General features: G+C 57.9%; 26 protein-coding genes and 1 pseudogene. 14 read left to right on the top strand and 13 right to left on the bottom strand.

The window, feature by feature from the left end; all coding sequences use genetic code 11:
* Positions 1 to 1,118: 1,118 nt before the first annotated feature.
* A pseudogene (locus AB8B02_RS18250) lies at positions 1,119 to 1,297 on the top strand (RlpA-like double-psi beta-barrel domain-containing protein); the annotation flags it as partial.
* 1,261 nt (positions 1,298 to 2,558) lie between these two features.
* Here the strand turns inward: AB8B02_RS18250 and AB8B02_RS18245 are convergent.
* Positions 2,559 to 2,852: a hypothetical protein gene (locus AB8B02_RS18245; protein WP_120286813.1), complete on the bottom strand. Its 294-nt coding sequence runs from the start codon at positions 2,850 to 2,852 to the stop codon at positions 2,559 to 2,561.
* A 736-nt stretch (positions 2,853 to 3,588) separates the two neighbouring features.
* Here AB8B02_RS18245 and AB8B02_RS18240 point away from each other — a divergent pair.
* Complete coding sequence (locus AB8B02_RS18240) at positions 3,589 to 3,765, top strand: hypothetical protein (protein WP_199711949.1); 177 nt, start codon at positions 3,589 to 3,591, stop codon at positions 3,763 to 3,765.
* Here the strand turns inward: AB8B02_RS18240 and AB8B02_RS18235 are convergent.
* Complete coding sequence (locus AB8B02_RS18235; RefSeq protein ID WP_439064760.1) at positions 3,725 to 3,934, bottom strand: PepSY domain-containing protein; 210 nt, start codon at positions 3,932 to 3,934, stop codon at positions 3,725 to 3,727. The genes AB8B02_RS18240 and AB8B02_RS18235 overlap by 41 nt on opposite strands.
* Before the next feature lie 1,043 nt (positions 3,935 to 4,977).
* On the opposite strand from AB8B02_RS18235, the gene AB8B02_RS18230 reads away from it, so the two are divergent.
* The gene (locus AB8B02_RS18230; RefSeq protein WP_439059631.1) at positions 4,978 to 5,673 is read left to right on the top strand and encodes a helix-turn-helix transcriptional regulator; all 696 of its coding nucleotides are present in this window, start codon (positions 4,978 to 4,980) and stop codon (positions 5,671 to 5,673) included.
* 107 nt (positions 5,674 to 5,780) lie between these two features.
* A complete protein-coding gene (locus AB8B02_RS18225) occupies positions 5,781 to 6,086 on the top strand; it encodes a ribbon-helix-helix domain-containing protein (protein WP_439059630.1) in 306 nt (101 codons plus the stop codon).
* 9 nt (positions 6,087 to 6,095) lie between these two features.
* Here AB8B02_RS18225 and AB8B02_RS18220 read toward each other — a convergent pair whose 3' ends face one another.
* A complete protein-coding gene (locus tag AB8B02_RS18220) occupies positions 6,096 to 6,281 on the bottom strand; it encodes a hypothetical protein (RefSeq protein ID WP_068738891.1) in 186 nt (61 codons plus the stop codon).
* 1,309 nt (positions 6,282 to 7,590) lie between these two features.
* On the opposite strand from AB8B02_RS18220, the gene AB8B02_RS18215 reads away from it, so the two are divergent.
* The 3 genes from AB8B02_RS18215 to AB8B02_RS18205 are packed head-to-tail and all read left to right on the top strand — an operon-like array spanning position 7,591 to position 8,496.
* Positions 7,591 to 7,818 (top strand): hypothetical protein, encoded by a 228-nt coding sequence (locus AB8B02_RS18215; protein WP_068738890.1) that lies wholly within the window; start codon positions 7,591 to 7,593, stop codon positions 7,816 to 7,818.
* Between the two features lie 4 nt (positions 7,819 to 7,822).
* Entirely contained in the window at positions 7,823 to 8,173 is a 351-nt protein-coding gene (locus AB8B02_RS18210; protein ID WP_439064759.1) for a hypothetical protein, read from the top strand.
* A gap of 59 nt (positions 8,174 to 8,232) precedes the next feature.
* Positions 8,233 to 8,496 (top strand): hypothetical protein, encoded by a 264-nt coding sequence (locus AB8B02_RS18205; protein WP_147421558.1) that lies wholly within the window; start codon positions 8,233 to 8,235, stop codon positions 8,494 to 8,496.
* Positions 8,497 to 8,792: 296 nt separating this feature from the next.
* Here AB8B02_RS18205 and AB8B02_RS18200 read toward each other — a convergent pair whose 3' ends face one another.
* Entirely contained in the window at positions 8,793 to 9,131 is a 339-nt protein-coding gene (locus AB8B02_RS18200) for a hypothetical protein (protein WP_439064758.1), read from the bottom strand.
* Positions 9,132 to 9,165: 34 nt separating this feature from the next.
* Between AB8B02_RS18200 and AB8B02_RS18195 the strand changes: the two genes are divergently transcribed.
* Positions 9,166 to 9,369, top strand: coding sequence for a cold-shock protein (locus AB8B02_RS18195; protein ID WP_068738889.1), 204 nt, complete (start codon positions 9,166 to 9,168; stop codon positions 9,367 to 9,369).
* Positions 9,370 to 9,433: 64 nt separating this feature from the next.
* Here the strand turns inward: AB8B02_RS18195 and AB8B02_RS18190 are convergent, their stop codons facing one another.
* Complete coding sequence (locus AB8B02_RS18190) at positions 9,434 to 9,586, bottom strand: hypothetical protein (protein WP_158596709.1); 153 nt, start codon at positions 9,584 to 9,586, stop codon at positions 9,434 to 9,436.
* A gap of 542 nt (positions 9,587 to 10,128) precedes the next feature.
* Between AB8B02_RS18190 and AB8B02_RS18185 the strand changes: the two genes are divergently transcribed.
* A complete protein-coding gene (locus AB8B02_RS18185; RefSeq protein WP_439064757.1) occupies positions 10,129 to 11,271 on the top strand; it encodes an AI-2E family transporter in 1,143 nt (380 codons plus the stop codon).
* A gap of 655 nt (positions 11,272 to 11,926) precedes the next feature.
* Here AB8B02_RS18185 and AB8B02_RS18180 read toward each other — a convergent pair.
* Complete coding sequence (locus tag AB8B02_RS18180) at positions 11,927 to 12,790, bottom strand: hypothetical protein (RefSeq protein WP_439064756.1); 864 nt, start codon at positions 12,788 to 12,790, stop codon at positions 11,927 to 11,929.
* A gap of 685 nt (positions 12,791 to 13,475) precedes the next feature.
* Here AB8B02_RS18180 and AB8B02_RS18175 point away from each other — a divergent pair.
* Positions 13,476 to 13,685, top strand: coding sequence for a hypothetical protein (locus AB8B02_RS18175; protein WP_439059625.1), 210 nt, complete (start codon positions 13,476 to 13,478; stop codon positions 13,683 to 13,685).
* A 305-nt stretch (positions 13,686 to 13,990) separates the two neighbouring features.
* On the opposite strand, the gene AB8B02_RS18170 is transcribed toward AB8B02_RS18175, so the two are convergent.
* The 3 genes from AB8B02_RS18170 to AB8B02_RS18160 form a co-directional block, all read right to left on the bottom strand.
* Complete coding sequence (locus tag AB8B02_RS18170; protein WP_068738758.1) at positions 13,991 to 14,452, bottom strand: low affinity iron permease family protein; 462 nt, start codon at positions 14,450 to 14,452, stop codon at positions 13,991 to 13,993.
* 703 nt (positions 14,453 to 15,155) lie between these two features.
* Positions 15,156 to 15,395, bottom strand: a complete 240-nt coding sequence (locus tag AB8B02_RS18165; RefSeq protein WP_081422159.1) for a hypothetical protein — start codon at positions 15,393 to 15,395, stop codon at positions 15,156 to 15,158.
* A gap of 167 nt (positions 15,396 to 15,562) precedes the next feature.
* Complete coding sequence (locus AB8B02_RS18160) at positions 15,563 to 16,312, bottom strand: DUF1236 domain-containing protein (protein ID WP_439064755.1); 750 nt, start codon at positions 16,310 to 16,312, stop codon at positions 15,563 to 15,565.
* Between the two features lie 343 nt (positions 16,313 to 16,655).
* Between AB8B02_RS18160 and AB8B02_RS18155 the strand changes: the two genes are divergently transcribed.
* The gene (locus AB8B02_RS18155; RefSeq protein ID WP_286144418.1) at positions 16,656 to 16,784 is read left to right on the top strand and encodes a hypothetical protein; all 129 of its coding nucleotides are present in this window, start codon (positions 16,656 to 16,658) and stop codon (positions 16,782 to 16,784) included.
* A gap of 253 nt (positions 16,785 to 17,037) precedes the next feature.
* Here the strand turns inward: AB8B02_RS18155 and AB8B02_RS18150 are convergent, their stop codons facing one another.
* Entirely contained in the window at positions 17,038 to 17,670 is a 633-nt protein-coding gene (locus AB8B02_RS18150; protein ID WP_081422136.1) for a response regulator transcription factor, read from the bottom strand.
* Between the two features lie 26 nt (positions 17,671 to 17,696).
* Here AB8B02_RS18150 and AB8B02_RS18145 point away from each other — a divergent pair, with 26 nt between their 5' ends.
* Positions 17,697 to 19,082, top strand: coding sequence for a histidine kinase (locus AB8B02_RS18145; protein ID WP_439064754.1), 1,386 nt, complete (start codon positions 17,697 to 17,699; stop codon positions 19,080 to 19,082).
* On the opposite strand, the gene AB8B02_RS18140 is transcribed toward AB8B02_RS18145, so the two are convergent.
* The 3 genes from AB8B02_RS18140 to AB8B02_RS18130 all read right to left on the bottom strand — a co-directional run bounded on the left by AB8B02_RS18140 (position 19,079) and on the right by AB8B02_RS18130 (position 21,420).
* Positions 19,079 to 19,267: a hypothetical protein gene (locus tag AB8B02_RS18140; RefSeq protein WP_139069975.1), complete on the bottom strand. Its 189-nt coding sequence runs from the start codon at positions 19,265 to 19,267 to the stop codon at positions 19,079 to 19,081. The genes AB8B02_RS18145 and AB8B02_RS18140 overlap by 4 nt on opposite strands.
* A gap of 360 nt (positions 19,268 to 19,627) precedes the next feature.
* Complete coding sequence (locus tag AB8B02_RS18135; RefSeq protein WP_068738747.1) at positions 19,628 to 20,032, bottom strand: DUF1236 domain-containing protein; 405 nt, start codon at positions 20,030 to 20,032, stop codon at positions 19,628 to 19,630.
* A gap of 1,148 nt (positions 20,033 to 21,180) precedes the next feature.
* Positions 21,181 to 21,420: a hypothetical protein gene (locus AB8B02_RS18130; protein WP_439064753.1), complete on the bottom strand. Its 240-nt coding sequence runs from the start codon at positions 21,418 to 21,420 to the stop codon at positions 21,181 to 21,183.
* Positions 21,421 to 21,683: 263 nt separating this feature from the next.
* Between AB8B02_RS18130 and AB8B02_RS18125 the strand changes: the two genes are divergently transcribed.
* Both AB8B02_RS18125 and AB8B02_RS18120 read left to right on the top strand, forming a co-directional pair.
* Positions 21,684 to 21,998 (top strand): hypothetical protein, encoded by a 315-nt coding sequence (locus AB8B02_RS18125; RefSeq protein ID WP_068738741.1) that lies wholly within the window; start codon positions 21,684 to 21,686, stop codon positions 21,996 to 21,998.
* Positions 21,999 to 22,013: 15 nt separating this feature from the next.
* Complete coding sequence (locus AB8B02_RS18120; protein ID WP_068738739.1) at positions 22,014 to 22,625, top strand: hypothetical protein; 612 nt, start codon at positions 22,014 to 22,016, stop codon at positions 22,623 to 22,625.
* Positions 22,626 to 22,660 lie beyond the last annotated feature (35 nt).

Below are 22,660 nucleotides of genomic sequence, written 5' to 3'. Positions count from 1 at the left end.
AGAGATGGGGAGCAGCCGGGCGTGCGCTTGCTACCGGGATCGATGATCTGCGTAACCAGCAATCACGGCCCCTACGGCGATGCCGATAATGATGCCAGCGGTCACGTTCCTGATGGCAATGCCGAGGACAGCTCCAAGGCACACCCCTAACGCAATGCCTAGCCCCATCCTCGAAGGATGTTGTTTCATCGGATTCCAAACCAGTTGGGATAAGATAGCTTAGGGAATCGGCGCGCTGTAAGTCCAGATGTTTAGGGCCCCGGTCGGGTCTCTTCGTGGAAAAGGCAAACGCGGGGTCGAACCGGAGCGCAAATCTAACATCAGGCCTTGTGCGCCATCACCGCCACAAAGGAAGCGCCGTCCTCGAAGAACAAATCCTTCATCATCGAGGAGAAGGCCCCGAGATCGTGCGCCGCTATTGGGACTGGCATCACGTTCGCCTTGACAGGTTTTTGGAGAGCCGAATTCGTCCGAGCGCGCACGCTTAAAGAGGCGGCCCAGCGCCCGTTTGGACTCAGGCGCCGAGCCTAACCAACAGCCGCTGAGGAAAGCTGCCGGCTTCGTAAAAAATCAACGCAAACCTAATTCGTTCCTCGGGGAAGATCGGCCCGACGGCGGATGGGATCGACCGCCGGGCCGCCTCACTGAACTCGGTGCGGAATGATCCCGAGCCCGGTGATGGAAATTTAGAGAGGCCCGGCGGCGGTCGAGTTGGGTGCAAGGGTACGCCGCCGAGCCCGGAAGGCAGCCCACGACAGAAACTGCCGACCGCGGAAAAAATTGGCAAAAACGGATTTAGTTCCAACCAAGCCCGGCAGCGAAATGGCCCGACGCTCAACCGAATCCATGAGCGCCGGGCCTGGCCTAAGCGTGGCTTCTAGGGTCACGCCGACCATCGACCTCTAGCATCGCAACCCAAGGAAACTCATTGATCCGCCTGTTCTCCGCGTGCGTTTTGCTGTGCGCATTTTTTTCAATTCGCCGGCGTTTGCCCAGAATTTTCTCGAAGGCGTTGTCTCGATTGGCGTCAAGTTGACCAAGGAAGAAACGTGCGTCGCCAGCCAGTACGGCGTTGGGGATGGCTACCACGGCGGTAGGACGGCTTCGGGCGAACGATGGCCGCGCACAAGAGCCGGCGCTTCGGTAGCCACGTCACGGTCACGAACAAGAACAACGGCAGATCGGTGCGGGTCCGCATCACGGACCGGCCCGTTCATCGAGGGGCTGCATCGACCCGTCTCGAGCAGCAGCCAACGCAATCGGCATGGGCGGGATCGCGCGCGTAACCGTTCAGTAGCCCACGAGGCCCGAGAGGGCGACCCGGATGACCCGGTCTTGTTTACGGAGCGATTCTCAGCCGGCGAGAAACTAAGCGACTTGAGACAGAAATCCGGTTATCATTGACGTCGCCGGCTGCGGGCGGGGAGAATACCGTTTCGACGTCGAAGCTCGTGTACATGCGGCGAAGAGCTAAGGTCCATGAAGCATGGAGGCCCTGCGATGTGGATAACATTAATGGCTTGCTTCGCTTGTTTTCTGATCGGCGGATATGCGGGCCTCTGCCTTGGTTACTACTCGGGTACGGAAGTGGTCCGGCAAGAGGTGCGAGAGTTGTTGGACAGACGGTGGCCGATCGCAGAAGGTCAGTCGGCAGTCATTCAGGACAACGGCGGCGCCTTCTCCGCAAACTGAACGACGGCCTGTCGTCAGGCGTGCCCCCATTTAAGTACACTCCGGCGCGTTCCTCAACTCTCCGCGCTCGTTCCTGGTATTTCACCGCCAGAGCATTTAGCCGGTCGGACACTGATCGATACCCGCCGAATTTCGCAAACTCTTCGCACCTTCGAGATATCGCTCTCAGTCGTGCAGCCGTTGCGATCGCTTCTCGTTGGGGCGTCGTCAGAGCCATCGACGCACTCGGCACAGCGCTACTAATCGATCCACAATCTCGAAAGTGGTCTTTTGCGCAATTCGATGCGCTCTCCACCTTTGGCAGACGTGAGTCTGGCCCTCAGCAAGCAAGACCGAAAATATGATTGAACCGCCATGTTGCGGCGCATAATCTTTTTTTGCCGGGAAGGTAGCGTCGGTATGGAGGATGGAAATGCCGCACGAATATCGGGTGTGGACCGATGATGATATTGCAAAGTTACGAGATCCGGCTGGCAGCCGATCTCCTGACGATATTTCCAGAGAGTTGGGACGGACGCGAGCGGCAACTGTGTGCAAAGCTCACCTGCTTGGTATTTCAATGCGTAGGCCTGCAAATGCAGGACTTCCACGAAATTGGTATAAGCAGCCGCAGGAACGTTCACCTAGACTTTAGTTTACTATGGCCGGACTTATCCTGAGGGACAGCTGGCCATTTTTATTCCACGAGCCGAAGGCGCCCGTAGCCCTTGCGCAGCCGCTCCTGTGCAGCGCTCACGTCTTCGTGGTCAAGTATTTCGAGCATGCGTTGTAAGACGAATTGCGGGCTCCGCGGTCCCGGCCACATGAGCTGTGTAAGACGGCCCGAGCGTCATCCATGGCGTCGTTGATGGTGTCGATGTCGCGCATCATTGATCCCTCACGAGCTTGTAGCGGTTGCGCCACTTCGGATCCTTGTCGACGGAGTGGTAAACCGGCGTGCCTCCTGGAAAGAGTGCTTGCAACATGCCGAGGCGTGCGAACTCGATCGGCCCGTCGTACTCGGCGGCCTGTATCAACACGTGCATTGCGTTCTGCCACGGTGGGGCGTCGTGCATCTGCTTCGGCAGGCGGGTGATGTATTCGCCGGCATCCTGCAGGGTGGCCAGTTTACCGCCAGCGGGGAGGGCAATGGGGTCTGGAAAACGCGTCGACCATGGCATAACTCAAATCCGCAACTGAACGGCAGATTCAAACGTCCTGTTGCGGATTAGTTCCGGTCAAGCGCTCAGGCTTCTCCCACAGACTATCGGTGTCGAAGGTCTTCGATAGCGCCTTTGGCTCGCAGGTCCGCCCTTACCTTGCGGACGCTTGGCAGCGAAATCCCCAGATCGCACGCCTTCCTTTTGACTGACGTAATGGGCCGGCCGAGCGCCGCTGCGGCACGTAGAGCAGACGCTCCGCTGTCGACTAGCTCTTTCAGCTTGGCGACGTCTTCCGTATCCCATGGTTTCGCAAGCAGGCGCCTTGTCACGGTTATTTCTCCAGCGGTCGCAGCTCGCCGTTCAACCAGCCCTCGGCCTGGATCACTGGATCTGGCCCAACAGCGGCATGGATGAAGCTGCACTTTGGACATTCGTAGGCATGGATGACCATGCCCTTGTCCGCCGGAGTAGACCGCAGCCAAGCAGTGACAGATCCGCATTTCGGACAGATCGGCGTTTGGGTCTGTGGCATAGCGGTGACAAATTATCAGAAATGGTCAGTCTGAAAAGTGAATTGCGCTTGAGATCAATCGAGCAGCGGGGGTACCTCGCAATAATTCGGCCCGACGTCATCGGGGGCAATGTCGTCGGGCCTCACCGGATTATCGACCTTGGAGAGATGGTGTCCGGCTGCTCCAACAAGCAACGTCAGGGAACATCGTTCCTTAAAGGGCGCGCCGCGATATAATGTGGGATGAAACCAACGAAGTCGCTCAGGAAGCAGGCTAAGAAAGCCGAGGCTGTAGCTCTGCGCTCGGAAGACACCGAGCACGCTGAACGCATGCACAATCTAGCCGAAGCGTTCCGAGCTCAAGCTGAGGCGCTGAAACCTAAAAAGAAAGGGAAAGCGAAGAACAGCAGCGGAGATTAGTCGGCCAGCTTCTGGCAATGATTACGTCACTCTTCGGGTCGGCGTGAAAGTTCGTCCTCTTGCCGTTCTTGATGCCTTCAACTTCCCATCGGCCATCGTCGGCCTCGAGCTTGGAAATCAGCGAGTAGCCGGACTGCAGCACCTTCGCAATCACTTGCTCCACTGGCATGCCAAAGCGTGCGAGACCTTACCTCGTTGCCTTGACAGTCACGAAAACCGATGCGTCATCGCCAAGCGGATTCTGCACCGCGTCAATGAGGGAGAGCGGACCTTCGTCGGCATGGCAGTTGCCTCGCTCAATGATTACTACGGCACTCCTTGGGTCTAGCTCCTCGATCGCGGTAAGTCGTGGCTCTTTGATCTTAAAGCAAGAAACTATTCTACTTTGGCTGAATTGTCTGACGCATACGCCGGGTGACAACCGGCCAAAACGGGGATGATGGACGCGGCGGTTTTGCCGGTTTCTCGTCACGACAGCAACGCATTGGTACGCGCGGCCATCTAACCCGTTCCCGGCATATGCGCTTAAGTACTTCGCTCGGTTCGCGGCAGAAGCGTAATGCTCATAGTCGTACTAGAAAAATGCCAGCAGCCGCGACGGCGATGATCCAGGCAACCAGCACAGCGATTGGCGCGATCCTTGAGGTGGGCATTAGAATTCTGCATGAGCGGAGCTCACAGAAACGCAAGTACGTTTGCGCTGGAGGCCTTTGAGGGAGCCGACGACCCTCAGCACCTTGCCGTAACTACAGCTGTTGTTCTGGACATAGACGACAGCAAAGGGGGGCAGGGTGTGGGGCTCACGGGCAAGGATGGGCTGAGCCGACGCGTCCGCGTCAAACAACAATGCGATACCGAAAATGAGCATACGCATAACACATCCCATCATCCAATAACCGCGTACAATACTTCTATTGAGATTTAGTTCGCTTTGCGAAAACGTCGCACCGCCCGTGGCACAGGGGGTAGCCACAATGGGGTACGAGTGTGCATGAGCCTTCTAGCCCGACGCCTAGCGCAGAAGGGAGCAAGGTTCTGCATCGCTCTTCCTATTTTTCTGTGTCAGTCGGAGCACTAGATTGCGAGGCTTCGGGGAGGTGTGCAGTCGGATTACTCCGTGCGGAGCATTTACACGGCTCGTTGACGTCGGAATGCTCTTGGCTCGATCAAGCCTTGTCATTCAAACGACGTAATAGGCAAAGGGAAAACGCAATGTTGAACTTGACCCAGAGTGCCGCATTGCCTGCCGCAATTGCATCCCTTCATCCATGCAGGGAATCAATCTTCAACATTTCCAATCGCGCATCCCTCGTCAGGTCGGATGCTGATCCAGACAAGAAGCCTGACCTAGCTGGACAACGTGACGTACTACACGCGGTCCTGGCGCGAATTGGCTGCGGGCAAGTTCTACTCAAACGAGGCGGTTTGCTTGACGTGAGCGCAATCGGTCGTGCGATATTGGAACGCGAATGTGGCGCCGCGAGCGGGGAAACACTCTATCGCGCCGTCAAGCAACTCGTGAATCGCGCGGGAGCGCAAATTCCCGTTGGCTCGACATCATGGCTCGCGACTTCCTTCAGGGAAGGCGTCACCAGGCTTGTAAGCCAGATGATCAATGTTTGGACCGATGAAACCAGCACCATCATTCTGCTCGATCTTGACGCTCATCCAGAGCCGACGCCTGAGGCGCTGCGGCGCTTGTTCGGCCTTACAGCCGCGGAAAGCCAGCTTGCAGTCGAATTGGCGCGTGGTCATAATTTGCTTGATATTTCTCGCTCCCGGCGTCTGAGCCGGACGACAATCCGCTCACACCTGGCCTCTCTGTTCGTCAAAACTCAAACAAGGCGGCAGGCGGAGCTGGTTGCATTACTCGGGCGTGTCGCCGTCCTCCCGTCTCATGGCAATTGAGGTCGGCGATAGGCAGCCAGAAAGCCGGAGTGCGGTGCGATCGATGGAGAGATGTTGGAGCTGAAGGGCGTAGCTCCGCTTTGCGCGCACTAAGGGGATCAATCGCTATGGCTAACCTGGGGAAACCTATAAAGCCACGAAAGCAAACTTTCACCCGAACTAACGGGACGTCAACGAGCGTTAGCCTCGAGGATGCCTTTTGGGACGCGTTGACAGAGATTGCGAGCGAAGAAGGTATCTCTCGGTTAACACTGACTAGGCGGATAGATCGCGACCGAGTCCACTCCAACCTTACGTCAGCTATCCGAGTTTCTGTTGTGGAGCGTTTTATTGCTAAATACCGCTCGGCAACTGGCGCCGATGCGGATAGGCAGCAAAAAGCCCGCCCCGGAGAGGGCGGGCTTTCTCGATAATTGCCGACATTATTTTTCCGGATGACCGGAGCCGGGCGGTGTCGTCTTCGGAGCCTTGCCATCTTCGACACGGCCTTCGTTGCGGAGGTCGCGACCTTGCTGGGCCTTCTTCTTGCTCTCCGCGTCCTTGCCGTGTTCGTTCAGCTCTTCCTTGACGAAGCCGGCACCTTCTTTGATTTTACCTTCCACGCTCATATTCATCTCCTGTGCTGTTAGCCATAAAAAACTCAGCTGGGGCAGTTTTGATCCGTCGCAAAAGCGATCTTCCGCAAGACGCCGGATAGGCACCGACGCCGAACCAGTCCGCAATTGTCACCGACACAGCCGAGCGCCCGGTGCAGGACCGGGGAGAAGCGATCACATTCACCGGCTCTTTCTGCTACCGCCGCCCTTGGAAACCAGGCCATCGCTTCCGCCGTCACCTGAAACAAAACAGCCCGAACTGCGTCATTGTCCCGGGAGCGACCATGACCGGGAAAGGACAGGCGATGTTACGGAAAACAGTAATCCTTGCAGTTGCTGTTGCCGCCATGAGCCTGCTTCCACTAACCGATGCTTCGGCTCGCGGCGGTTTCGGCGGCGGTGGGTTTCATGGTGGCGGCGGCTGGCACGGAGGTGAATGGCATGGAGGTGAGTGGCGCGGCGGTGGATGGCGCGGCGGCTGGGGGGGCCGGCGTTCGTCGGCGCGGGATTTGGTCTGGGCCTGGCGAGCGCTGGCTGGGGCATTGGCGGTTGGGGTCCGGGTTGGCGTGACCCGTGTCTTCGTCATCGACAGGTTTGGACCCGTTGGGGTTGGCGGATTGTGCCCGTGAATGTTTGCTGGTGAATCCTGGTCGGCGCTGGGAATTTCGCCTGCTAGCGGCCGACTGCAATCACCACGTCGATTAAGCGCTGGGTATGACTGCTACCGCGCATGGTCTGAACTGAAACTTCGGAAACAGGCGGCTGCTGGTGCGCGGCCTCACTTCGCATCTTGGCTCGGAGTTTTGTCCCCAACCCGGCCGGCCGGAGCGACGCTGGCGCCGCTATTTCTCAAAGAAGGCGGCCCAGCGTTCGGATTGGCCATCACGCCCGTGTTGGTGCTGCTCAGCGAGTTCGTCGCAGCCGCGCCAGCCGGCGACTGTCCGTAGGTTTGCGAGCTGGTTGAGGACGATGGCGCCGCGGTGACGCTGTTGATGTTGCCGGTCCCGATGTTGCCGGAGTTGGCAGCGCCCGTAGCTCCGCCGGCACCAGCGCCAGACGATCCTGCGCCGCCAGCTGAAGACGCGCTGCCACCCGCCGAGCCGCCGCTAGATCCTCCCCCGCCGCCACCTCCACCACCTTGGGCGAAAGCAGGCGCTGAAATTGCGACAATTGCCGAGATTAATATCGCGACGGCTGTGGATGACATGATCGAGCTCCCTGTTGAGCCGGTTCAAAGCGAATGTTGGAGAACAGTTCCGAGACTGTTTGGAACGATATGCCGGATCGCAAGCTTGTGCTGCTGCAGCGAGGAGATCACGACATGACTGACAAAACGCTACCACCTGCAGAGCCGGCCGAAGATTTGAAAGATGTCGTCATCGACGGCGTCAAAGACGCCGCCGACCGGGTCAGCACAGCGATCGACGAGGGTCGCAAGCCCGGCAGACCGTTAGACATTCTGGCAAAGGTCACACGGGACGCGCCATTGGGGGCCCTCTTAGTTGCTTTTCTTTTCGGAGCAGCAATGGCGCGGCGGCGCCATTGGTAGACAGATGAGTTACGATCCTGCTCGCAATATTGTCGACGGTTTGTTGAAACTAGGCGCGCTGAGCGTCCAGATAGGTGTCTTGATGGCTGAGGCGCTCCTCGCTGCGGGTGGTTACACCAAAACGTTGCCAGCCGATGACGTTCCAGATCCGCCGCCTTCCCCCGCTCAGATTGAAGCGATTGCGCTAGCGCTCGAGCGGGAGATCCTTGGCAACTACGAACTCGGCTTCCAGGCTATGCTTCGGCTGAACTTTCCCCGGGATCGACTTCGAGAAATCGCCGTCACAGCGCTGAATGCGGCGCGCGGCGCCGGCCGCACGACCACCGGTGCAACTGCAGGGAACGATGCTGAATAGGAGATGTTCCAACGTAGTCCCGTCCCGTTTGAACGGGAGCTCATAAGCTGGGAGCCAACATGTTTGCATCTACTCTCGTCGCAATGACCGAAGCTTCCCTTCTCGGCTTCGAAGCAAGCCGGGTCGTCGCATTGCGTATGCAAGTTTTTATGCTGGGCGGGACGGCCGCATGGAATGAGGCTGATCTGATGGTCCGTGAAAAGACGAAAGCCTTCAGTCAGGCGTTCCGTGATCTTGCGGCTGGGTCATCCCGATCAGACGTCTACTCTGACCTCAGAGCGATAGTGAAAGAAAATTACGATCGGCTCTCCGAGCGGCATTAAGCCCTATGAGCAATGCCGTGTTCCAGAAAACAAGTGCTCCGACGATAGTAGGCATCGTGAACTCACCACCTTTTGGTCAGGAGCGCGGAAGCCTCTCGGCTTCCGTTGCTTGGGCCGGGCGTCACTCCAGCAATTCTTGCCGATGCAAGAAGGCGTCGATCAGGACAACTGCATGGTAGCGGATGGCGAATACCACAGCCGGCCTGTGTCGCGAAACGCGCGGTCCAAACCATCGACCGCATCATCACCGCACTGCGGTCGGGATCCTTCTTTAAGGTTCCTCCGATAGCTTCATCTCAAGCGGCACTGTAATGCCTACTGCTAGCTGGTAGACGAAACGACAGAGCCGCCGGAGCGACCCGGCGGGTTTTCTTTGGAGGCGGCAGTGGCATCAGCAAATCGAGCTTATCGTCAGCGCATACATCCAGGTTGGTGATCGGGCGGCGCTGGTCGGTCTGCTGGATCATCGAAAGCGCATCGCTAAGGACCTGCGAAGCCGGACCGGTTTCGATTTTCGCGTGCCGCTGGATGCTGTCGAGAATGAAATCGAGGTCATAGAGGCAGGCGTGGCCACATTCGATAACTCGCCGTCCTAGTCTCTCGTGCGTGCTCTTCTTGACTCTCGGTGGCTTCATGCGACGTTGTGCCGATAGCCGTAGGGAGAGCGATGTGGCGACTGGTACCGTAAAGTGGTTTAACGCGACCAAGGGCTTCGGCTTCATTCAGCCGGACACAGGTGGCAAGGACGTGTTTGTGCATATTTCGGCCGTGGAACGGGCGGGGCTGAGCACGCTCAACGAGGGTGCCAAGGTCAGCTATGAAGAGCAGGAAAACCGCGGAAAGACGTCGGCAGAAAACCTGCGCGTCGGCTGATTGCGGCGAACTGACTGAAATATCGATCCGCCGGTTTCCCAGTCCCCCGGCGGTTCTCCTTTGCTCAGAAGAAACCCGGGCTGAGATCCAAGCCGTAGGTCATTGCAAGGATCGATACGAACAGTCCGGCCGCCCCGAACCAGACAAGATGCATCCAAGGCGACGTTGTGGGTGCTGTGACGATCGAGGGCGTTGGCTGCTTCAGTGCGACTGGCATGATGGCCTCCTGTGTTGCTGGCCTTCATAGGTGCGGCGAGCTGTCGCAGAGGTTCAGTTCTATTTTGCTGACGAGACGATAGCGGCCGCGCACGAACAGCGGGACCGTCGACAACCACGAAGACGGCCCCGCCACGCGCTCGAACCCTAGCCCTGGGGGCATCGGGCCGTTCGGCGAACCTCAGGATGGATTGGTTTTCAGGAGGTGTCGTCACAGCATTTTGCCGCATCGACGACGTTACCGCGCATAGAGCGATTCGCTAATACCGTATTGCGTGCACTCATCGTGACTAAAAGGGAAAGCCCGAAATCGAAGGGGTTTAGCAAATACGAGATGCAGCACGTAAATCCGCAAAAGAACGAAGCCGATACCGAGCGAAGTAGCTGAATTTTGTTGGGCAATTCATGTTGGCCTCGGAGCGGTTCGAACGTCCGCCCCTCAGAATCGAAATCCGGTGCTCGTTCATGGCATTGCAACATTTTCCCGATTGGAACTGAACGACAGTCTTTTTTGTTCTTCCCCGATAAACGGGGGCGTGATGGATGGTAGAAAAGGCCGGAACGGAAGCGTTGCGCAAGCGACGGATGGTGCACATCGAACAAGCGTCACCCAAAGCAGAGCGAAAGCCGCTACCTTTAGGAGCTGACGCGCGTAGGAACTCCCGGGTCGTGCTTGCCCTGGTCCTTTTCGGCCTCGGGACATGGACCGCCTCAGCTTTTCTGCCGGCCCTGATATGGGCCACCATTCTCGCAGTTGCCCTGTGGCCGCTGTACCTTAAGTTTGCGGGGCGCTTTTCGTCAGGTCATTCAAGTCTGGCAGCGTTCATCTTCACCGCAATCGTGGCTTTGGTGCTGTTCACCCCACTGTCACTTGCCATCTACCAAATCGCGCAGCAAGGCGACGTTCTTGTGAGGTGGCTAAAGCAAGCCCGCGAGAGCGGTGTTGAGGTGCCGGATTGGGTCGCGCGTCTACCGCTCGTTGCGGAAACTCTGCAAACTTGGTGGCGCGCCAACCTCTCGGATCCAAAAGCTGCAGCGGCATGGCTTCAAACTGTTAACGCGGATAATGCGTCGGAGTTGTTTAAAACATTCGGCTCACAGCTGCTTCATCGTCTTTTTCTGTTGCTGTTCTCACTTCTGACCTTGTATTTCCTCCTCCGTAATGGTCGCGCTGTCACGAGCCGTTTCCTCGAGACGTGCGACCGCCTTATCGGCGATCCAGGAGAGGGACTCGTCGAGAAAATGGTCGAAGCGACGCGCGGCACGGTCAACGGCACAATTCTCGTCGCTGTGGGCGAAGGATTGCTTATTGGTGTCGGATTCTTGGTCGCCGGCGTACCGACCCCCGTGATATTTACTATAATAACCATAGCATTCGCGATGTTACCGTTCGGAGCCTGGTTGGCTTTCACCGCGGCGGCATTAGTTTTGGTCTCCGGCGAAGGCAGTGGGTTTGCGGCCGCTGGGGTGTTTCTATGGGGTGCGATCGTTATGCTTGCTGGCGATCACTTCGTATGGCCCACTCTGGTCGGTGGTTCGGCGCGACTTCCCTTTCTTCTAGCATTTGTTGGTATCTTTGGAGGTATTGCTGCATTTGGCCTGTTCGGCTTATTCCTAGGGCCTGTCATTATGGCAGCACTACTGACCGTGTGGCGCGAGTGGATCTTCCGGCCAGTGCCGCAGTAACTTTGTGATCCTTCTTGAAGAGCTCCGCAAAATGAAAGATTTCCATATGAACTACGCTAGCAACTAACAAACAATGAGGTGCCTTTGCCGTCACAACATCTGTAATGGTCCAAAGATCGTGGCCCGCGGGGAGGGGCCCACACAGCAGACATCAGCTTTAAGTCAAGGCGTTCTGCGCGGAATTTATTAATTTCTCAAGCCAATCCCCGGCATTGATGTAGTTCACCTTCAGCGCCGCGTAGCTCGCCCGCAGGCAACGAAATAATGGGTCTAGCCGCGTCTAAGCAAGAATTACTCGACTAGAGGGTTCACCAGATCGCGCCCGTCAGCAGTGGCGAATCCGCGCGGCAACGAAAGGCAACTCGTCGTCTTATAACACCCGACCGGCGAAACGGCCGGTCTTGGCGCACGGCCATTGTGAGGTTGAGTGCCTTGCTGTGAGTGACCTCCAGCCCGCATGTGGCTCGCGTAGACGGCTTGCTTCAGGTTTCGCCCACAGGCGTCATACGCGTCATCGAACGGCTTGGCCTAATAAATCCAAGCGAAATCTAAAGTCCCCGTCGTCCGCCTTAGCCGCTGTTCAGTACAAGACTTGCGAGGCAAGGTTAGCGAGAAGATCGGCGCATTCAATTCGATCTACTACGTTCCACCTAACTCACGCGACCTCACGTCGATAGGCAGCTCCAGATCCGCGAGCACCCATCCAATGCGGCATCGCTGCGCCGTCGCGGTGGCTGCCGCCGACGCTGCCGGCGGCCACCGCGATCACAGCGCCCAGCAATATGGCCGCCGCGACGGAGAAGGCCAGGATCACTGAACTCCGTCGAGATTTGGCTATCGACGCTTGAGAGGTTGCAATCGCGGCATCGACCCGTTTTTCCGCCTCTGCGCCGGCGAGACCGGTGTTCGCGGCAACGAGTTGAGCAAGATAAGATCGATCCTCGCTGCTCATTCCCAAGTGGCTCGACGAGGTCAAGAGAATTCTTCCCGCCTCCGCACGTTCCTGCAGAAGGTCTACGTTTGCGGCGCGACGCAAGGGCCTGAACAGGCGGTCGATCTCGTAGCTTAGCAAAGGCTCCGCAGCGCTGGTGCGTGCTGACGATCCGTTACTGTTCGGCCGCGTTAGTGTCGCGCTTCCAATGAAGGCCGCAAGCGCCACGCCAAGAACAACGGCAAGCGCCCACGCAGCGAGTCCATGTAGACCATCGCGCTGTTCAATTTCGGCGGTATCCAAAGCAGCGAGACCGACATTTGTCCGCCCGGCAATATAGCCTCCCACTCCGAAACTCAGCGCGGCTTGGAGAATGAGATAAAGTCCCGACAATATCCAAAGCGCAGCGGAGGCGTCCCGCCAAGTCGGAGCCGTGGATGAAACGCCAAGTCCGAGCGCTACGCCAAAGGCCAGCAGAATTGACGAAAGCGCGGTCGCTATGAGGGCACCGAGGATTACGGGCGTCCAGCTCAAATACCTTGAGGGGACTTCAATGGAAGCTTCGGCAGGTTCAATCGATTTAACCATCTCAGCGCAGCCCGAAAAATGACAACACGGCCAAGATGACGACGATTAATCCCACCAGATAAATCAAACCATTCATCGTTCTTCTCCTCGTTTTGTTACCGTCAGAGCCTGCAGTCCTCACCGCTGTATTCAAAAGCATCGCTCGGCCGTCTGCTGCATGAATCGACTTTTTTGCCCTGCGTTTTCAAACTCTCGAATATTGCTTATTGTTCCCGACGCGTTGAGGCTCGCGGCCTTAAGTGACGGTGGCTCTACCTGCCGCCAGGGGCTGCGGCGCATCCTCATCGCTCGCTTGTGTCTTCTCGGCCTCCAACGTATTCCCCAACCGGGAAAAAGATGATTGTGGCCGAAGGCGCCCGTCGGGATGGCCTTCGGGCGGTAAAAACGACCTCGCGTCCAAACGGCGAATCGGCCTGCTGTCTCCTTGATTGATCGTTCGCGGCGGTCCTTAGCCTCCAGCGCCACGGCGGCGCTTCCGGGCCGTCGAGGAGCAAAACGATGAGCTACCATCTTTCAAATGGATGCCCAGTCCGGGCTGCGGGACAAAAATGTACTGATCTATTGAACGTCAATTTACGGCGACACACCGCGCGCTTCTCCGCTATGGCCGACGTTTCGGGAAGAACTGGCAACTTTCGCCGTCGTGCTGAGTTGGCACCGACTGTAAGCAATCGCCGGAGCGAGAATGGTTGACGAAGTGGCGGTGAGAAGGGCGGCAGAGACAGCATGGACGGTGTACAGGGCGGCGCATCCCGACGTCGATACACAGGACAGCCGCCGCTGCCTGCTGGAGCGCTATCTGCACAGGAGGGGTGAAACGCGAGAAAGCGATACCGAAGAACTCGCCAGCTTCGGCATAGCGCACCTGCGTCGGCTTCCCCAAGACGAATGTTGACGGGCATGAAAATGCTCGCTGGATGGGCTCAAGGAAGCACAAGGCCGAATTGGACACTGCTCGCGATTTCATTCCTCATTTCCGCGACCATCGTGACAGTCCTGCGGTTCGTGTTCGGAGGCTAGCCGATGCGGATTGACCAACTTGCTTCGTTGTAGGTTGCGGCGAACTTGACACCCCGGCCCGTGAACGGGTCGGCAGGATGCCGAGCGTCGTCTAGTCCTGAGCCGGCGCATGGACATGGCGACGACGAAAGTTACGATGAGGGGGTGCGAAGCCAGGACGGAACCCGCATCATCCGTCCATCAGGACCCGGCGGCGTCCGCGGCTTCGCGAGCTTTCTCGCCCATGCGTTGCACAGTCCTTTCACCGACCTTCTCGGCAGCAGCGCGTGCCTCGCACTTGGTCCGGATATCCTCTAATTCCTCGTCGGTCAGATGCTCGATGCCGACGAATGAGTTATGAGCGGCACTCGTTCGGATGAGTTCGTCTAGCTTCACCTGAATGGCGGCGCTGTCTCGGTTCTGAGAGTTCTGGATGAGAAAGACCATCAAGAACGTCACGATCGTCGTCCCAGTGTTGATGACAAGCTGCCACGTGTCCGAGTAACCGAACAGAGGACCGGTCACGGCCCAGATGATCACGACGGCGGCTGCGACGATGAACGTCGTGGCTCGACCCGCGAGTTGAGAAGTCTTGTTAGCAAGGTCTCCAAAAAAACGGGAAAATCCGCTTCGACGTTCGTTGTTTGACACTATTGAATCCATTTGCCGGTGCGACCTTCCACAACATGCCGTGCAAATTCAAGGCGATGGTAGTTTATTGCTCGAGCGCTTGGGCGCGCCAGGCGCGACATTTCTTGGCACCCATGGATGACGTGACGCTCAATAGCCCAACAATCATTACGCGCAAACGCTGTAGCAAGCTCACCAGGTCAAGGGTAGTTGCTCGGAATCCTCACGTTGCATCACTTGTGGCCTTGAAATGCGCCGGCTTGCATAGTGCGGCGTCTGGCGCATCTTACGCCGGCGGGGCGTTTCTGTGACTTGGCGGAACTCAGTTGGCTTGCGCTCGGCGGTGTTTGTAGAGGCGAGGATAGGTGTCGGCTTCGCCGGCTCGACAGCAGCCGGTTGTAGGTGAACTTGACGCGGAGTGGATCCGCCGCCTTCGCCGCGCAGGCATTCTTCGGAGTAGTATGGCCAGTTTTGCTTTTCGCACACGCTATCGGCAGCAGTTTGCGAAACCCGTGCGGCGTCTTGGTCCATAGGCGCTCTGCCTGATGCGATTAGCGCGTCAGAAGCTCCTGCGGGGGCATTAGGCACCGCGGAGCCCTGAGTCGCAAATGTTAACGTGATGAAACCAGCGAAGATGATTAAGCCAGCTGCACGTCGATCGAATGTCTTTAGAAAAGTCATGCGGATAACCTTGTCAGAAAAGGAGGAGGTGGCCCATGCGGGCCACTTCCTAGGATCAATCCCAACGATGACGGCGCTGCTTAATCACTACCACCCGGTCGCGATTGCGCCAGCCGCGGTGCCATCCATGATCGCGGCGATATTCCGCGCGAGGGCCGCGGTAGCCGCGGTCATAGTCGCGGGACATTCCGTGATCCTCGCCGATGCGAACGCGCACGTCCTGCGCACTTGCAAAGGTCGGGGTAGTTATGGTCGCCACGACGGCAGCGGCAAATGCGTAAGTTGATAACTTCATCTTCAAGCTCCCTTGTTCAACCGAGACGCCAACGGGATAAAGTGGCAATCGTTCCGCTGTAGCTGCATTGATCCGCACAAGGTCAAAAAAAACTGCCCGCGGATGTGGACCCGGGGCAGTAGAGTGAACGAGGAACGAGTGTCTAGCGCCACAAGGCGGCGCCGGGCCTAACCTTCGATGATGTAGACGATCTCATGTGTCTGCGGTCGAAGGATAACGTAACGACCATTGACCAGAATGAAGTCGTATCCGCGCCATTCTGGATAGATTTCGATCACTCGCGTTGGGAGCGGGTGCACGCGCACTGTAGACGGTACCGTCACGCCTACTGAGATGTTGAAGTTCACATTGCGAACTTCCTCGACCTTTTCTTGCCGGATCGCACTTGTGATCTGCGTGCGCTTTTCAGCAGGAAGGGCAACGGTTGCAGACGTCGCGGCATTGCCCGTCGTAGACGCGGAGCCGGCCTTGCCGTCGCCGGTCTTCGCGTCAGTGGCAGCCTTGGTATCAGTTGTCGACTTGGTGTCCGTCGCGGACTTCGCGCCCTTGGTGTCGGTGCGCTCTTGCGCAGAGGTCCCGGCTTTATCCGACGGAGCGACGGCAGACTTATCCTGGGCGGTCGTTGCTGGTTTGGCAGGCGCTGCCTTCTGGTCGGAGGCGGCCTTGGCATCAGGTGCAGACCTGGTATCGGTCATCGACTTGCCGTCACTTGCCGTCCCCTTTGCAGCGGGCATGTTGGTCGAAGGAGCCTCGCCGGCCCGCGGTGCTGATGCGGCAGGTGCATCGCCGCCCTTTGATCCGCTCGCGCCGCCGCCCTGCGCCAGAGCGAAAGCAGTCGTGGCAATCAAGGCAATGGCCGCAGCCGATCCCATCAATCTCCTATTCATTTTATGACCTCCACTGTCGAGACCGCTCATTCGGTCTTGCGCAACAACAGCGAAAGCAGTTTCTTGGTTCCGTTCTTGGATGACGATTCCGGGTAAAAGAAGCAATACGGGCGGCGCCATATTCCAAAAGACGCGCTGATGCCAGCAGTTGTCTTCGTAACGCCGAGCTCAGGAACCCATCGCAGCCCGGGAATTTGTGTCAACGGCCGCATGGTGCGGTCAAAGGAGAGCAATATGAAACGGATGATGATCGCCGGGGTCGCGGCCCTTTTGCTGACGGCGGGAAGTGGAGCGGCCGTGGCCGCTATGCCGCTAGCGCCGATGACAGCTTCGGGCGATGCGATCGAGATAAAGGGCGGCCACGGTCATGGTCATGGCCACATGCATCGTGGTGGACGCGGACATCATTACGGCTGGTCCCGCGGGCGCGGGCATCATTACGGCTGGAGCCGCGGCCGCGGTCATCGTCATCATTGGTGATAAGTCCGGCGGACGCGATTAAGCGTCCGCCACTCGTTCCGCGCCTGGCGCTGTTGTTGCGCTGCGCTGCGCTCACGACGCAATGCAGCAGCGTTTCCGCAGGGAATTTCGCGCGGATCCGGCGACAGGCGTCGCGCCTCCCCAAGACTGTGGCGGCACGTTCTCCCATGTCATAGGAACGCTAGCCACTTGTCGATCCTCGTCCTTAGGCTTTAAGCCTGCGGCTGATGGGAGCTGTGCCGAAAGAAGCGGCCAAGACTTGATCGTGAAGAACTCTAATTTAAGCCCATCTCGACGGCTATACGGATAAGATCGGAGTGGTTCCGTGCGCCCAGCTTCTGCTTCAGTAGGGACGTGGTATTTGCTACCGTCTTGTAGGAGATGCCGAGCGCGTCGGCGACCTCAACGATCTTGTCGCCCCGGCCGAGGAGCCGAAGAATTTCCAGTTCCCGGGCCGACATGCTGGTGGCCGGATTTGCCCGGATAGCAGCGCCTGAGAACGTTACTGTCTTTGCGAGATGCGGAGAAATGAAGTTCTCACCCGCAGCCACTTTGCGTACTGCCTTGATGAGCAGGCGCGGATCGTCGCCCTTAGAGACATAGCCTTGGGCACCGAGCTCGATGGCTCGGACCACAAAGGCTGGATCGTCATTCATGCTGAACATGATAATACGCGCGTCGGGATCATCCTTGCGGATACGACGCATCAACTCGAAGCCGGAAAGATCCGGCAGATTGATGTCGATGATCGTCACGTCGGGCCGTTTAGATAGATAGGCGCGGTGCCCCGATTTCTCATCGACCGCCTCATCGATGGATATTGTAGGGTCCGACGCAAACAGCGAACGGCAGCCCGACACCACGACGGGGTGGTCATCGACAATCAGGAGCTTCACAGGCTGTGCCATCGGCGGGACAATCTCGCAATTATGCTATGCATATTGGATTTCAACGCTTTGACCAGAGGAATGGTGCCGGGTTGACCAATTTAATGATTCCAATGTGGACGACTTTGTCGCTGCGTGCACGCATTTGCGTGCTGCTGGGCGGCATGTTTCTGAGCGCCCTGATTGCCGGCCTCGCTTTGCTATGGATTTTCTCCTCGGATCAAATTTTGGAGGAAAACGAGCCATCGGCGCGGTCGGCGATCACCGTCGCGGCGGGTTTGAACGCCGCTCTCGCGGCTTCCACAAGACCCGACGCAATCCTTGCGGCGTTCGTCGATCAGCTCGGTTCGACACCTGCGGACGCGATCCGGTTTCGCCGTGATGGCGAGGTGCATGCACCGGAGCAGGGCAAGACGTCCGGCAGGGTCCCGGAATGGTTCGTGAAAGCGCTGTTCGTGCCTGACCTTGCGCAGCATATTCCCGTCCTGGTCCAAGGTCGCCGGGTCGGCGATCTTATTTTCGAACCAGATCTCTCTGCGCAGGTCTACGAGAAATGGATCGGCTTTCTCTCGCTTCTCGGGTCACTCGTCGGCATGGCATTGCTTGCCGGCCTCTTGTCGTTTGTGACGATTGGCGCAGCGCTGCAGCCCTTACGCGATCTCACTGAGGGGCTGGCACGGCTCCGCACTGGTGACTTCTCGAAGAAAGTCGATTGTTCCGGCCCCCCTGAAGTTCGGGAAAGCTGCTTGTCCGTGAACGAGCTTGCTTTGACTCTCGGTCGCCTCAGTTCAGAGAACCGAAGTCTATTACGAAGGATGATCTCCATCCAAGATGAGGAGCGACGTGACATCTCGCGTGAGTTGCACGATGAACTTGGTCCGCTTCTGTTTGCTATCCGGGCTAACGTTACTGCTATGATCGACGACTGCGGCAGCGGCACCAACCGGTCCATGGGAGAGGAGCGTGCGCTGCAGGCGGTGGAGGCTTTGCAAATCGCCAACCGCCGCATTCTTGAGCGGCTGCGACCAATGCTCATCGAAGAGCTGGGTCTCGATGCTAGCATCCAAAAGCTTTTGCGTGACGTACACACGCAGGTGCCTGAAATGGCCGTGACATTCGAGATCGATCCCCGGATCGTCACGGCGGACAGTGTGGTCGCTCAGACCGTATACCGTTTGCTGCAGGAAGGCATCACCAACGTCCTGAAACATGCCGGTGCGTCTAAGATGAGCGTGAAGACCGAGGTGACGAACGAAGCTATTCTGGTCGAGGTTGCCGATAATGGTGCGAGGGCGCCCCTAGAGCCGAAATTCGGCCGGGGCCTGACGGGGATGCAGGAGCGCCTCCGCGCCTTAGAAGGAAAGTTTGACTACATCCGTGCCGACGGATGGACAACAATCCGGTGCAGCCTACCGCTGGCAGCGCCGGATTAGGTTGGACCGGCCGTCTTTGCCATCGGCGTGATCTCAAAACCGGCCAGCGAGAGAGCCGTGATCACTACCTTTGCGACGCAGGTCGCTTGCTCGCTCGTTATCGGCAATTTTTCTCCGTTGCGGTTCTCGATAGCACAAGTGCTAATAGCCTCGGCTATGATCGTCATTAGCTGGAAGTCATCCACCTCTAGCAACTCCTGAACAAAGCAACGACCTGCTTAAGTCTCTAGGAACGGCACGTTGAATAGACAGGGCTTGGGGCCTCCGATCTATTACTTGACGATGCGAAACGCCGCGTCCCGGGCACGTGGCGGGTCTTCCGGCTGACGATGATGCGCCATGCTGCGCAGTGAATCGGTGGGCCTCCAGCCCTTTGCGGAGGAGCTTTTTGTCGGAGAGCTGTCGCTTTCGCCGATGGCAAATAGAACTCCCAGCAGTACGGCGCCGACCCACACGAAATATTGAAATATGGGCAAGATGATCCTCCCACAAAGACGCATCGAACTGGTCGAGGCGGCCCTTTCGGCCCGCCTCGAAAAGCGCGCTTAGTCGATCACTTCGACAATACGATGGGTGCCCGGGTCGACCAGTACGGTCCGATCGTTGACCACCGTGTAGCGATAGGCAGTGGAACCGTACTCTCGCGGAACTTCATAATAGGTGACGCCGCTGTCGGGCAATACGGCACCGACGCGTAGCTCGCGGTCATACCGGTATGACGGGTGACGACGCTCGGTGACGTAGCTGTGGAAGCGGGGACGGTTGGCCTCGGAAATGCCGCCTGCCGTGGCGCCGGCGGCAGCGCCAACGGCGGCACCGACAGGGCCGCCGACGGCGCCACCGACGATTGCGCCGCCGACGGCTCCGCCCGCCGCTCCATTCTGAGCGAGGGCAGGCGAGAAGTAGGCCAGCGAAGCGATTGCAATGGCAGCCGTGGAAATGAATTTCATGATCGTCCTCCTGGGGTGTTGGCGGAGTGAAAACTGCCAACGCTTAAGGTCGTTCCGTCGAATTGCCGCTTTATCCCGACATTTTCCATCGACCGTGTGGAAGGCGGGGAAACGGCTTCTAACCGAGTGATCGAGGACCGCGCGCCACGTTTGTACCCGTTAGTACATTGACTTATATGACCTATCATAACTATTGGATGTGATTCAGAAAGCGTGGTGCTGACTATTATGAGCCCTGGCGGAAATAGACGAGCGGGAAATCCTGGTATCTCGATTGCTGCCGAGGAGGAAGACAGCTGCATATAGAGCGCGGGGATTTGGACGCGCATCCGGCGTCGGAGGAATTGTTTGTCGACATCGCCGAGGCGGCTGACGCTCCATGCCGGGATTGACCGCTATGAGCTGGTGGAAGGTCAGATTTTCTGACGTTAGAAAATAGTGGGATCGATAGCCGACTAATGCATGACCGAACTATAAACAGAAATCCTAGGCGCGAAATGAACACAGACAATGGTGCGGACGAACACGTCATCTACCAAACGAGATTTCAGGGAAGGGTACTGGATTTTCGCGGGCGTCCCGTTTTCCTGAGATACGACTGCTGTGAGTTCGTCAAATGCCAGATACTGCTCGATGAGGGGACCACCAGCGTCGCTTTCACGTACTGCACGTTCGAAGATTGCAACATCGATGCAATCCAAGCCGACGAGCATCGAGGCGTGGTCGCTCGCGATAATATTTTCAAGCCGCCAATAGAAGATCGCAGGCTTAACTTAGAACGACGCTTAGCGTTGGCGCTCGCTGCGAGGGATGTGTCACGCGGACGAAGGTTCCCTTAATCGATCGATGTGCTCCTGAAATTGCAACAGAGGCGTGATGCTCACTCGATTAGCACTTCGGCAACGGGACCCATTGAGTGATCGATTCATGCGTGTCCCGCTTTCCGCTACGCGCGAAGGCGGCTGGCACTGTCATTCGCTAAGGCGCGAGCCGCGCCGACACGTGCTGCAAGCGCGAGACGTGTGCTGGACATGCGATTGCGCATCCTTGCGATTAGTCGCGTCGACTCTCGCTAATCGGAACCGCGATACCGTGACCGGTCGGCACAAGCACCCGTCACCGATCGAGGTGACGGGTGCTGACGCGCGTCAGTTCTCTGTGCAGACCTTCATGGTCTTCATGCCGGTTTCGGCTTCCGTTCTGGTCTTGAACGTTCCGTTGTCGACAACCGTCGTTGTCGTGGTCGTTGGCTTCTTATCTACGATTGTGCACTTCTTGGTGGTGGCATCGCGCACCACGTAGTAGTCGCTGGAAACCGTCGTCGTTTGAGCGAAGGCCGAGGTACAAGCGAAAGCAGCTAGCGCACCGGCGAGATAAAGTGTTTTCATGGCGTATCCTCCAATTGCAAAATTTGCGAGACGCAAACGCGTCAATCAATCCGCGCAATTGCCGAAAGTTCCCGATCATGGTTTGGCGGTGAGTCAAGAAAAGGCACGCAAGCCGGCCATATGATCCGCCGTTGCGGGAAAGAATGGCATAAGCAAGGGATGTCGCGCCGCTATCGTAGGTCTAGGCCTTTTTTCGGCAATCAATGGAACGCGTCAGCTAACAGCTTGTTGGAGGATCCCAAACACCAACCTATGAGGGACCTATGAAACGCGTTTCGACTATTTGTGTCGCCGCTCTCCTGATCTCGGGAGTAGCCCATGCCCAGAGCCCGGCGGCAAAAGATCGTCCGGGCAACAATGCCGTCAACAGCGAGCAGAAGAACTCCAATGCGCCGGTCGCCGGACGCAACTCCTTCACCGAGGGGCAGGCCAAGAGTGCCATCGAAAAGGCTGGCTACACGAACGTCACCGAACTGAAAAAAGACGACAACGGCGTATGGCGCGGCAAAGCGACCAAGGGTGGCTCGACCAGTGCGATCAGCGTCGATTTCCAGGGCAACGTCAACGCAGCAAAGTAACCGGAAGGTAATCTCATGACCGTGACCATTTCACGTTTGTACGACTCGTATACGGAAGCGCAGAAAGCTGTCGGAAGCCTTGAGGCCGCCGGCGTTCCTCATGGGGACATCAGTATCGTGGCCAACAACTCCGAGGGCTGGTTCGACGGCAAGAAGGACCGCGACGGTGATGGCGTCGATGATCGCGCCGAAGCAGCCGGCACCGGTGCCGGAATCGGTGCAGGGATCGGCGGCGCTGCGGGCCTTCTAGCCGGACTAGGGCTGCTTGCAATTCCTGGCCTTGGACCAGTTGTCGCGGCAGGATGGCTTGCCGCCACGGCAGTCGGCGCTGCCGCCGGAGCAGCAACCGGCGGCATTGTTGGTGCTCTGACCGAGGCTGGCGTCTCCAAGGAAGATGCACCGCTTTACGCGGAAGGCGTTCGCCGCGGCGGCACGTTGGTCTCGGCAAAGGTCAACGAGGCCGATCGCGCGCGCCTCGAGGCGCTGATGAGCCCATCGTCAGTCAATCTCAATGATCGCCGTGTGGCCTGGGAGAAGTCGGGCTGGAGCGGGTATGACCCGGCAAGCCCGCCCTACGATGCGGGGCAGGTGCGCAAGGAGCGAGAATTGTACGGTCGTTCCCGATAACAACGATGGCCCGCTTCGGCGGGCCATTTTTTTCA

This window comes from Tardiphaga sp. 862_B3_N4_1, assembly GCF_051811085.1.
In the GTDB taxonomy this organism is placed as follows: Bacteria; Pseudomonadota; Alphaproteobacteria; order Rhizobiales; family Xanthobacteraceae; genus Tardiphaga; species Tardiphaga robiniae.
The sequence above is the reverse complement of the archived record's forward strand: the minus strand, read 5'-3'. Positions and strand labels throughout refer to the sequence as shown.

Excerpts from the sequence above, each read along its gene's own strand:
- AB8B02_RS18245 (WP_120286813.1), bottom strand. The coding sequence starts at position 2,852 with ATGCCATGGTCGACGCGTTTTCCAGACCCCATTGCCCTCCCCGCTGGC.
- AB8B02_RS18240 (WP_199711949.1), top strand. The coding sequence starts at position 3,589 with ATGAAACCAACGAAGTCGCTCAGGAAGCAGGCTAAGAAAGCCGAGGCT.
- AB8B02_RS18235 (WP_439064760.1), bottom strand. The coding sequence starts at position 3,934 with ATGCCAGTGGAGCAAGTGATTGCGAAGGTGCTGCAGTCCGGCTACTCG.
- AB8B02_RS18230 (WP_439059631.1), top strand. The coding sequence starts at position 4,978 with ATGTTGAACTTGACCCAGAGTGCCGCATTGCCTGCCGCAATTGCATCC.
- AB8B02_RS18225 (WP_439059630.1), top strand. The coding sequence starts at position 5,781 with ATGGCTAACCTGGGGAAACCTATAAAGCCACGAAAGCAAACTTTCACC.
- AB8B02_RS18220 (WP_068738891.1), bottom strand. The coding sequence starts at position 6,281 with ATGAGCGTGGAAGGTAAAATCAAAGAAGGTGCCGGCTTCGTCAAGGAA.
- AB8B02_RS18215 (WP_068738890.1), top strand. The coding sequence starts at position 7,591 with ATGACTGACAAAACGCTACCACCTGCAGAGCCGGCCGAAGATTTGAAA.
- AB8B02_RS18210 (WP_439064759.1), top strand. The coding sequence starts at position 7,823 with ATGAGTTACGATCCTGCTCGCAATATTGTCGACGGTTTGTTGAAACTA.
- AB8B02_RS18205 (WP_147421558.1), top strand. The coding sequence starts at position 8,233 with ATGTTTGCATCTACTCTCGTCGCAATGACCGAAGCTTCCCTTCTCGGC.
- AB8B02_RS18200 (WP_439064758.1), bottom strand. The coding sequence starts at position 9,131 with ATGAAGCCACCGAGAGTCAAGAAGAGCACGCACGAGAGACTAGGACGG.
- AB8B02_RS18190 (WP_158596709.1), bottom strand. The coding sequence starts at position 9,586 with ATGCCAGTCGCACTGAAGCAGCCAACGCCCTCGATCGTCACAGCACCC.
- AB8B02_RS18185 (WP_439064757.1), top strand. The coding sequence starts at position 10,129 with ATGGTAGAAAAGGCCGGAACGGAAGCGTTGCGCAAGCGACGGATGGTG.
- AB8B02_RS18180 (WP_439064756.1), bottom strand. The coding sequence starts at position 12,790 with ATGGTTAAATCGATTGAACCTGCCGAAGCTTCCATTGAAGTCCCCTCA.
- AB8B02_RS18175 (WP_439059625.1), top strand. The coding sequence starts at position 13,476 with ATGGTTGACGAAGTGGCGGTGAGAAGGGCGGCAGAGACAGCATGGACG.
- AB8B02_RS18170 (WP_068738758.1), bottom strand. The coding sequence starts at position 14,452 with ATGGATTCAATAGTGTCAAACAACGAACGTCGAAGCGGATTTTCCCGT.
- AB8B02_RS18165 (WP_081422159.1), bottom strand. The coding sequence starts at position 15,395 with ATGAAGTTATCAACTTACGCATTTGCCGCTGCCGTCGTGGCGACCATA.
- AB8B02_RS18160 (WP_439064755.1), bottom strand. The coding sequence starts at position 16,312 with ATGAGCGGTCTCGACAGTGGAGGTCATAAAATGAATAGGAGATTGATG.
- AB8B02_RS18155 (WP_286144418.1), top strand. The coding sequence starts at position 16,656 with ATGGCCACATGCATCGTGGTGGACGCGGACATCATTACGGCTGGTCCC.
- AB8B02_RS18150 (WP_081422136.1), bottom strand. The coding sequence starts at position 17,670 with ATGGCACAGCCTGTGAAGCTCCTGATTGTCGATGACCACCCCGTCGTG.
- AB8B02_RS18145 (WP_439064754.1), top strand. The coding sequence starts at position 17,697 with ATGCATATTGGATTTCAACGCTTTGACCAGAGGAATGGTGCCGGGTTG.
- AB8B02_RS18135 (WP_068738747.1), bottom strand. The coding sequence starts at position 20,032 with ATGAAATTCATTTCCACGGCTGCCATTGCAATCGCTTCGCTGGCCTAC.
- AB8B02_RS18130 (WP_439064753.1), bottom strand. The coding sequence starts at position 21,420 with ATGAAAACACTTTATCTCGCCGGTGCGCTAGCTGCTTTCGCTTGTACC.
- AB8B02_RS18125 (WP_068738741.1), top strand. The coding sequence starts at position 21,684 with ATGAAACGCGTTTCGACTATTTGTGTCGCCGCTCTCCTGATCTCGGGA.
- AB8B02_RS18120 (WP_068738739.1), top strand. The coding sequence starts at position 22,014 with ATGACCGTGACCATTTCACGTTTGTACGACTCGTATACGGAAGCGCAG.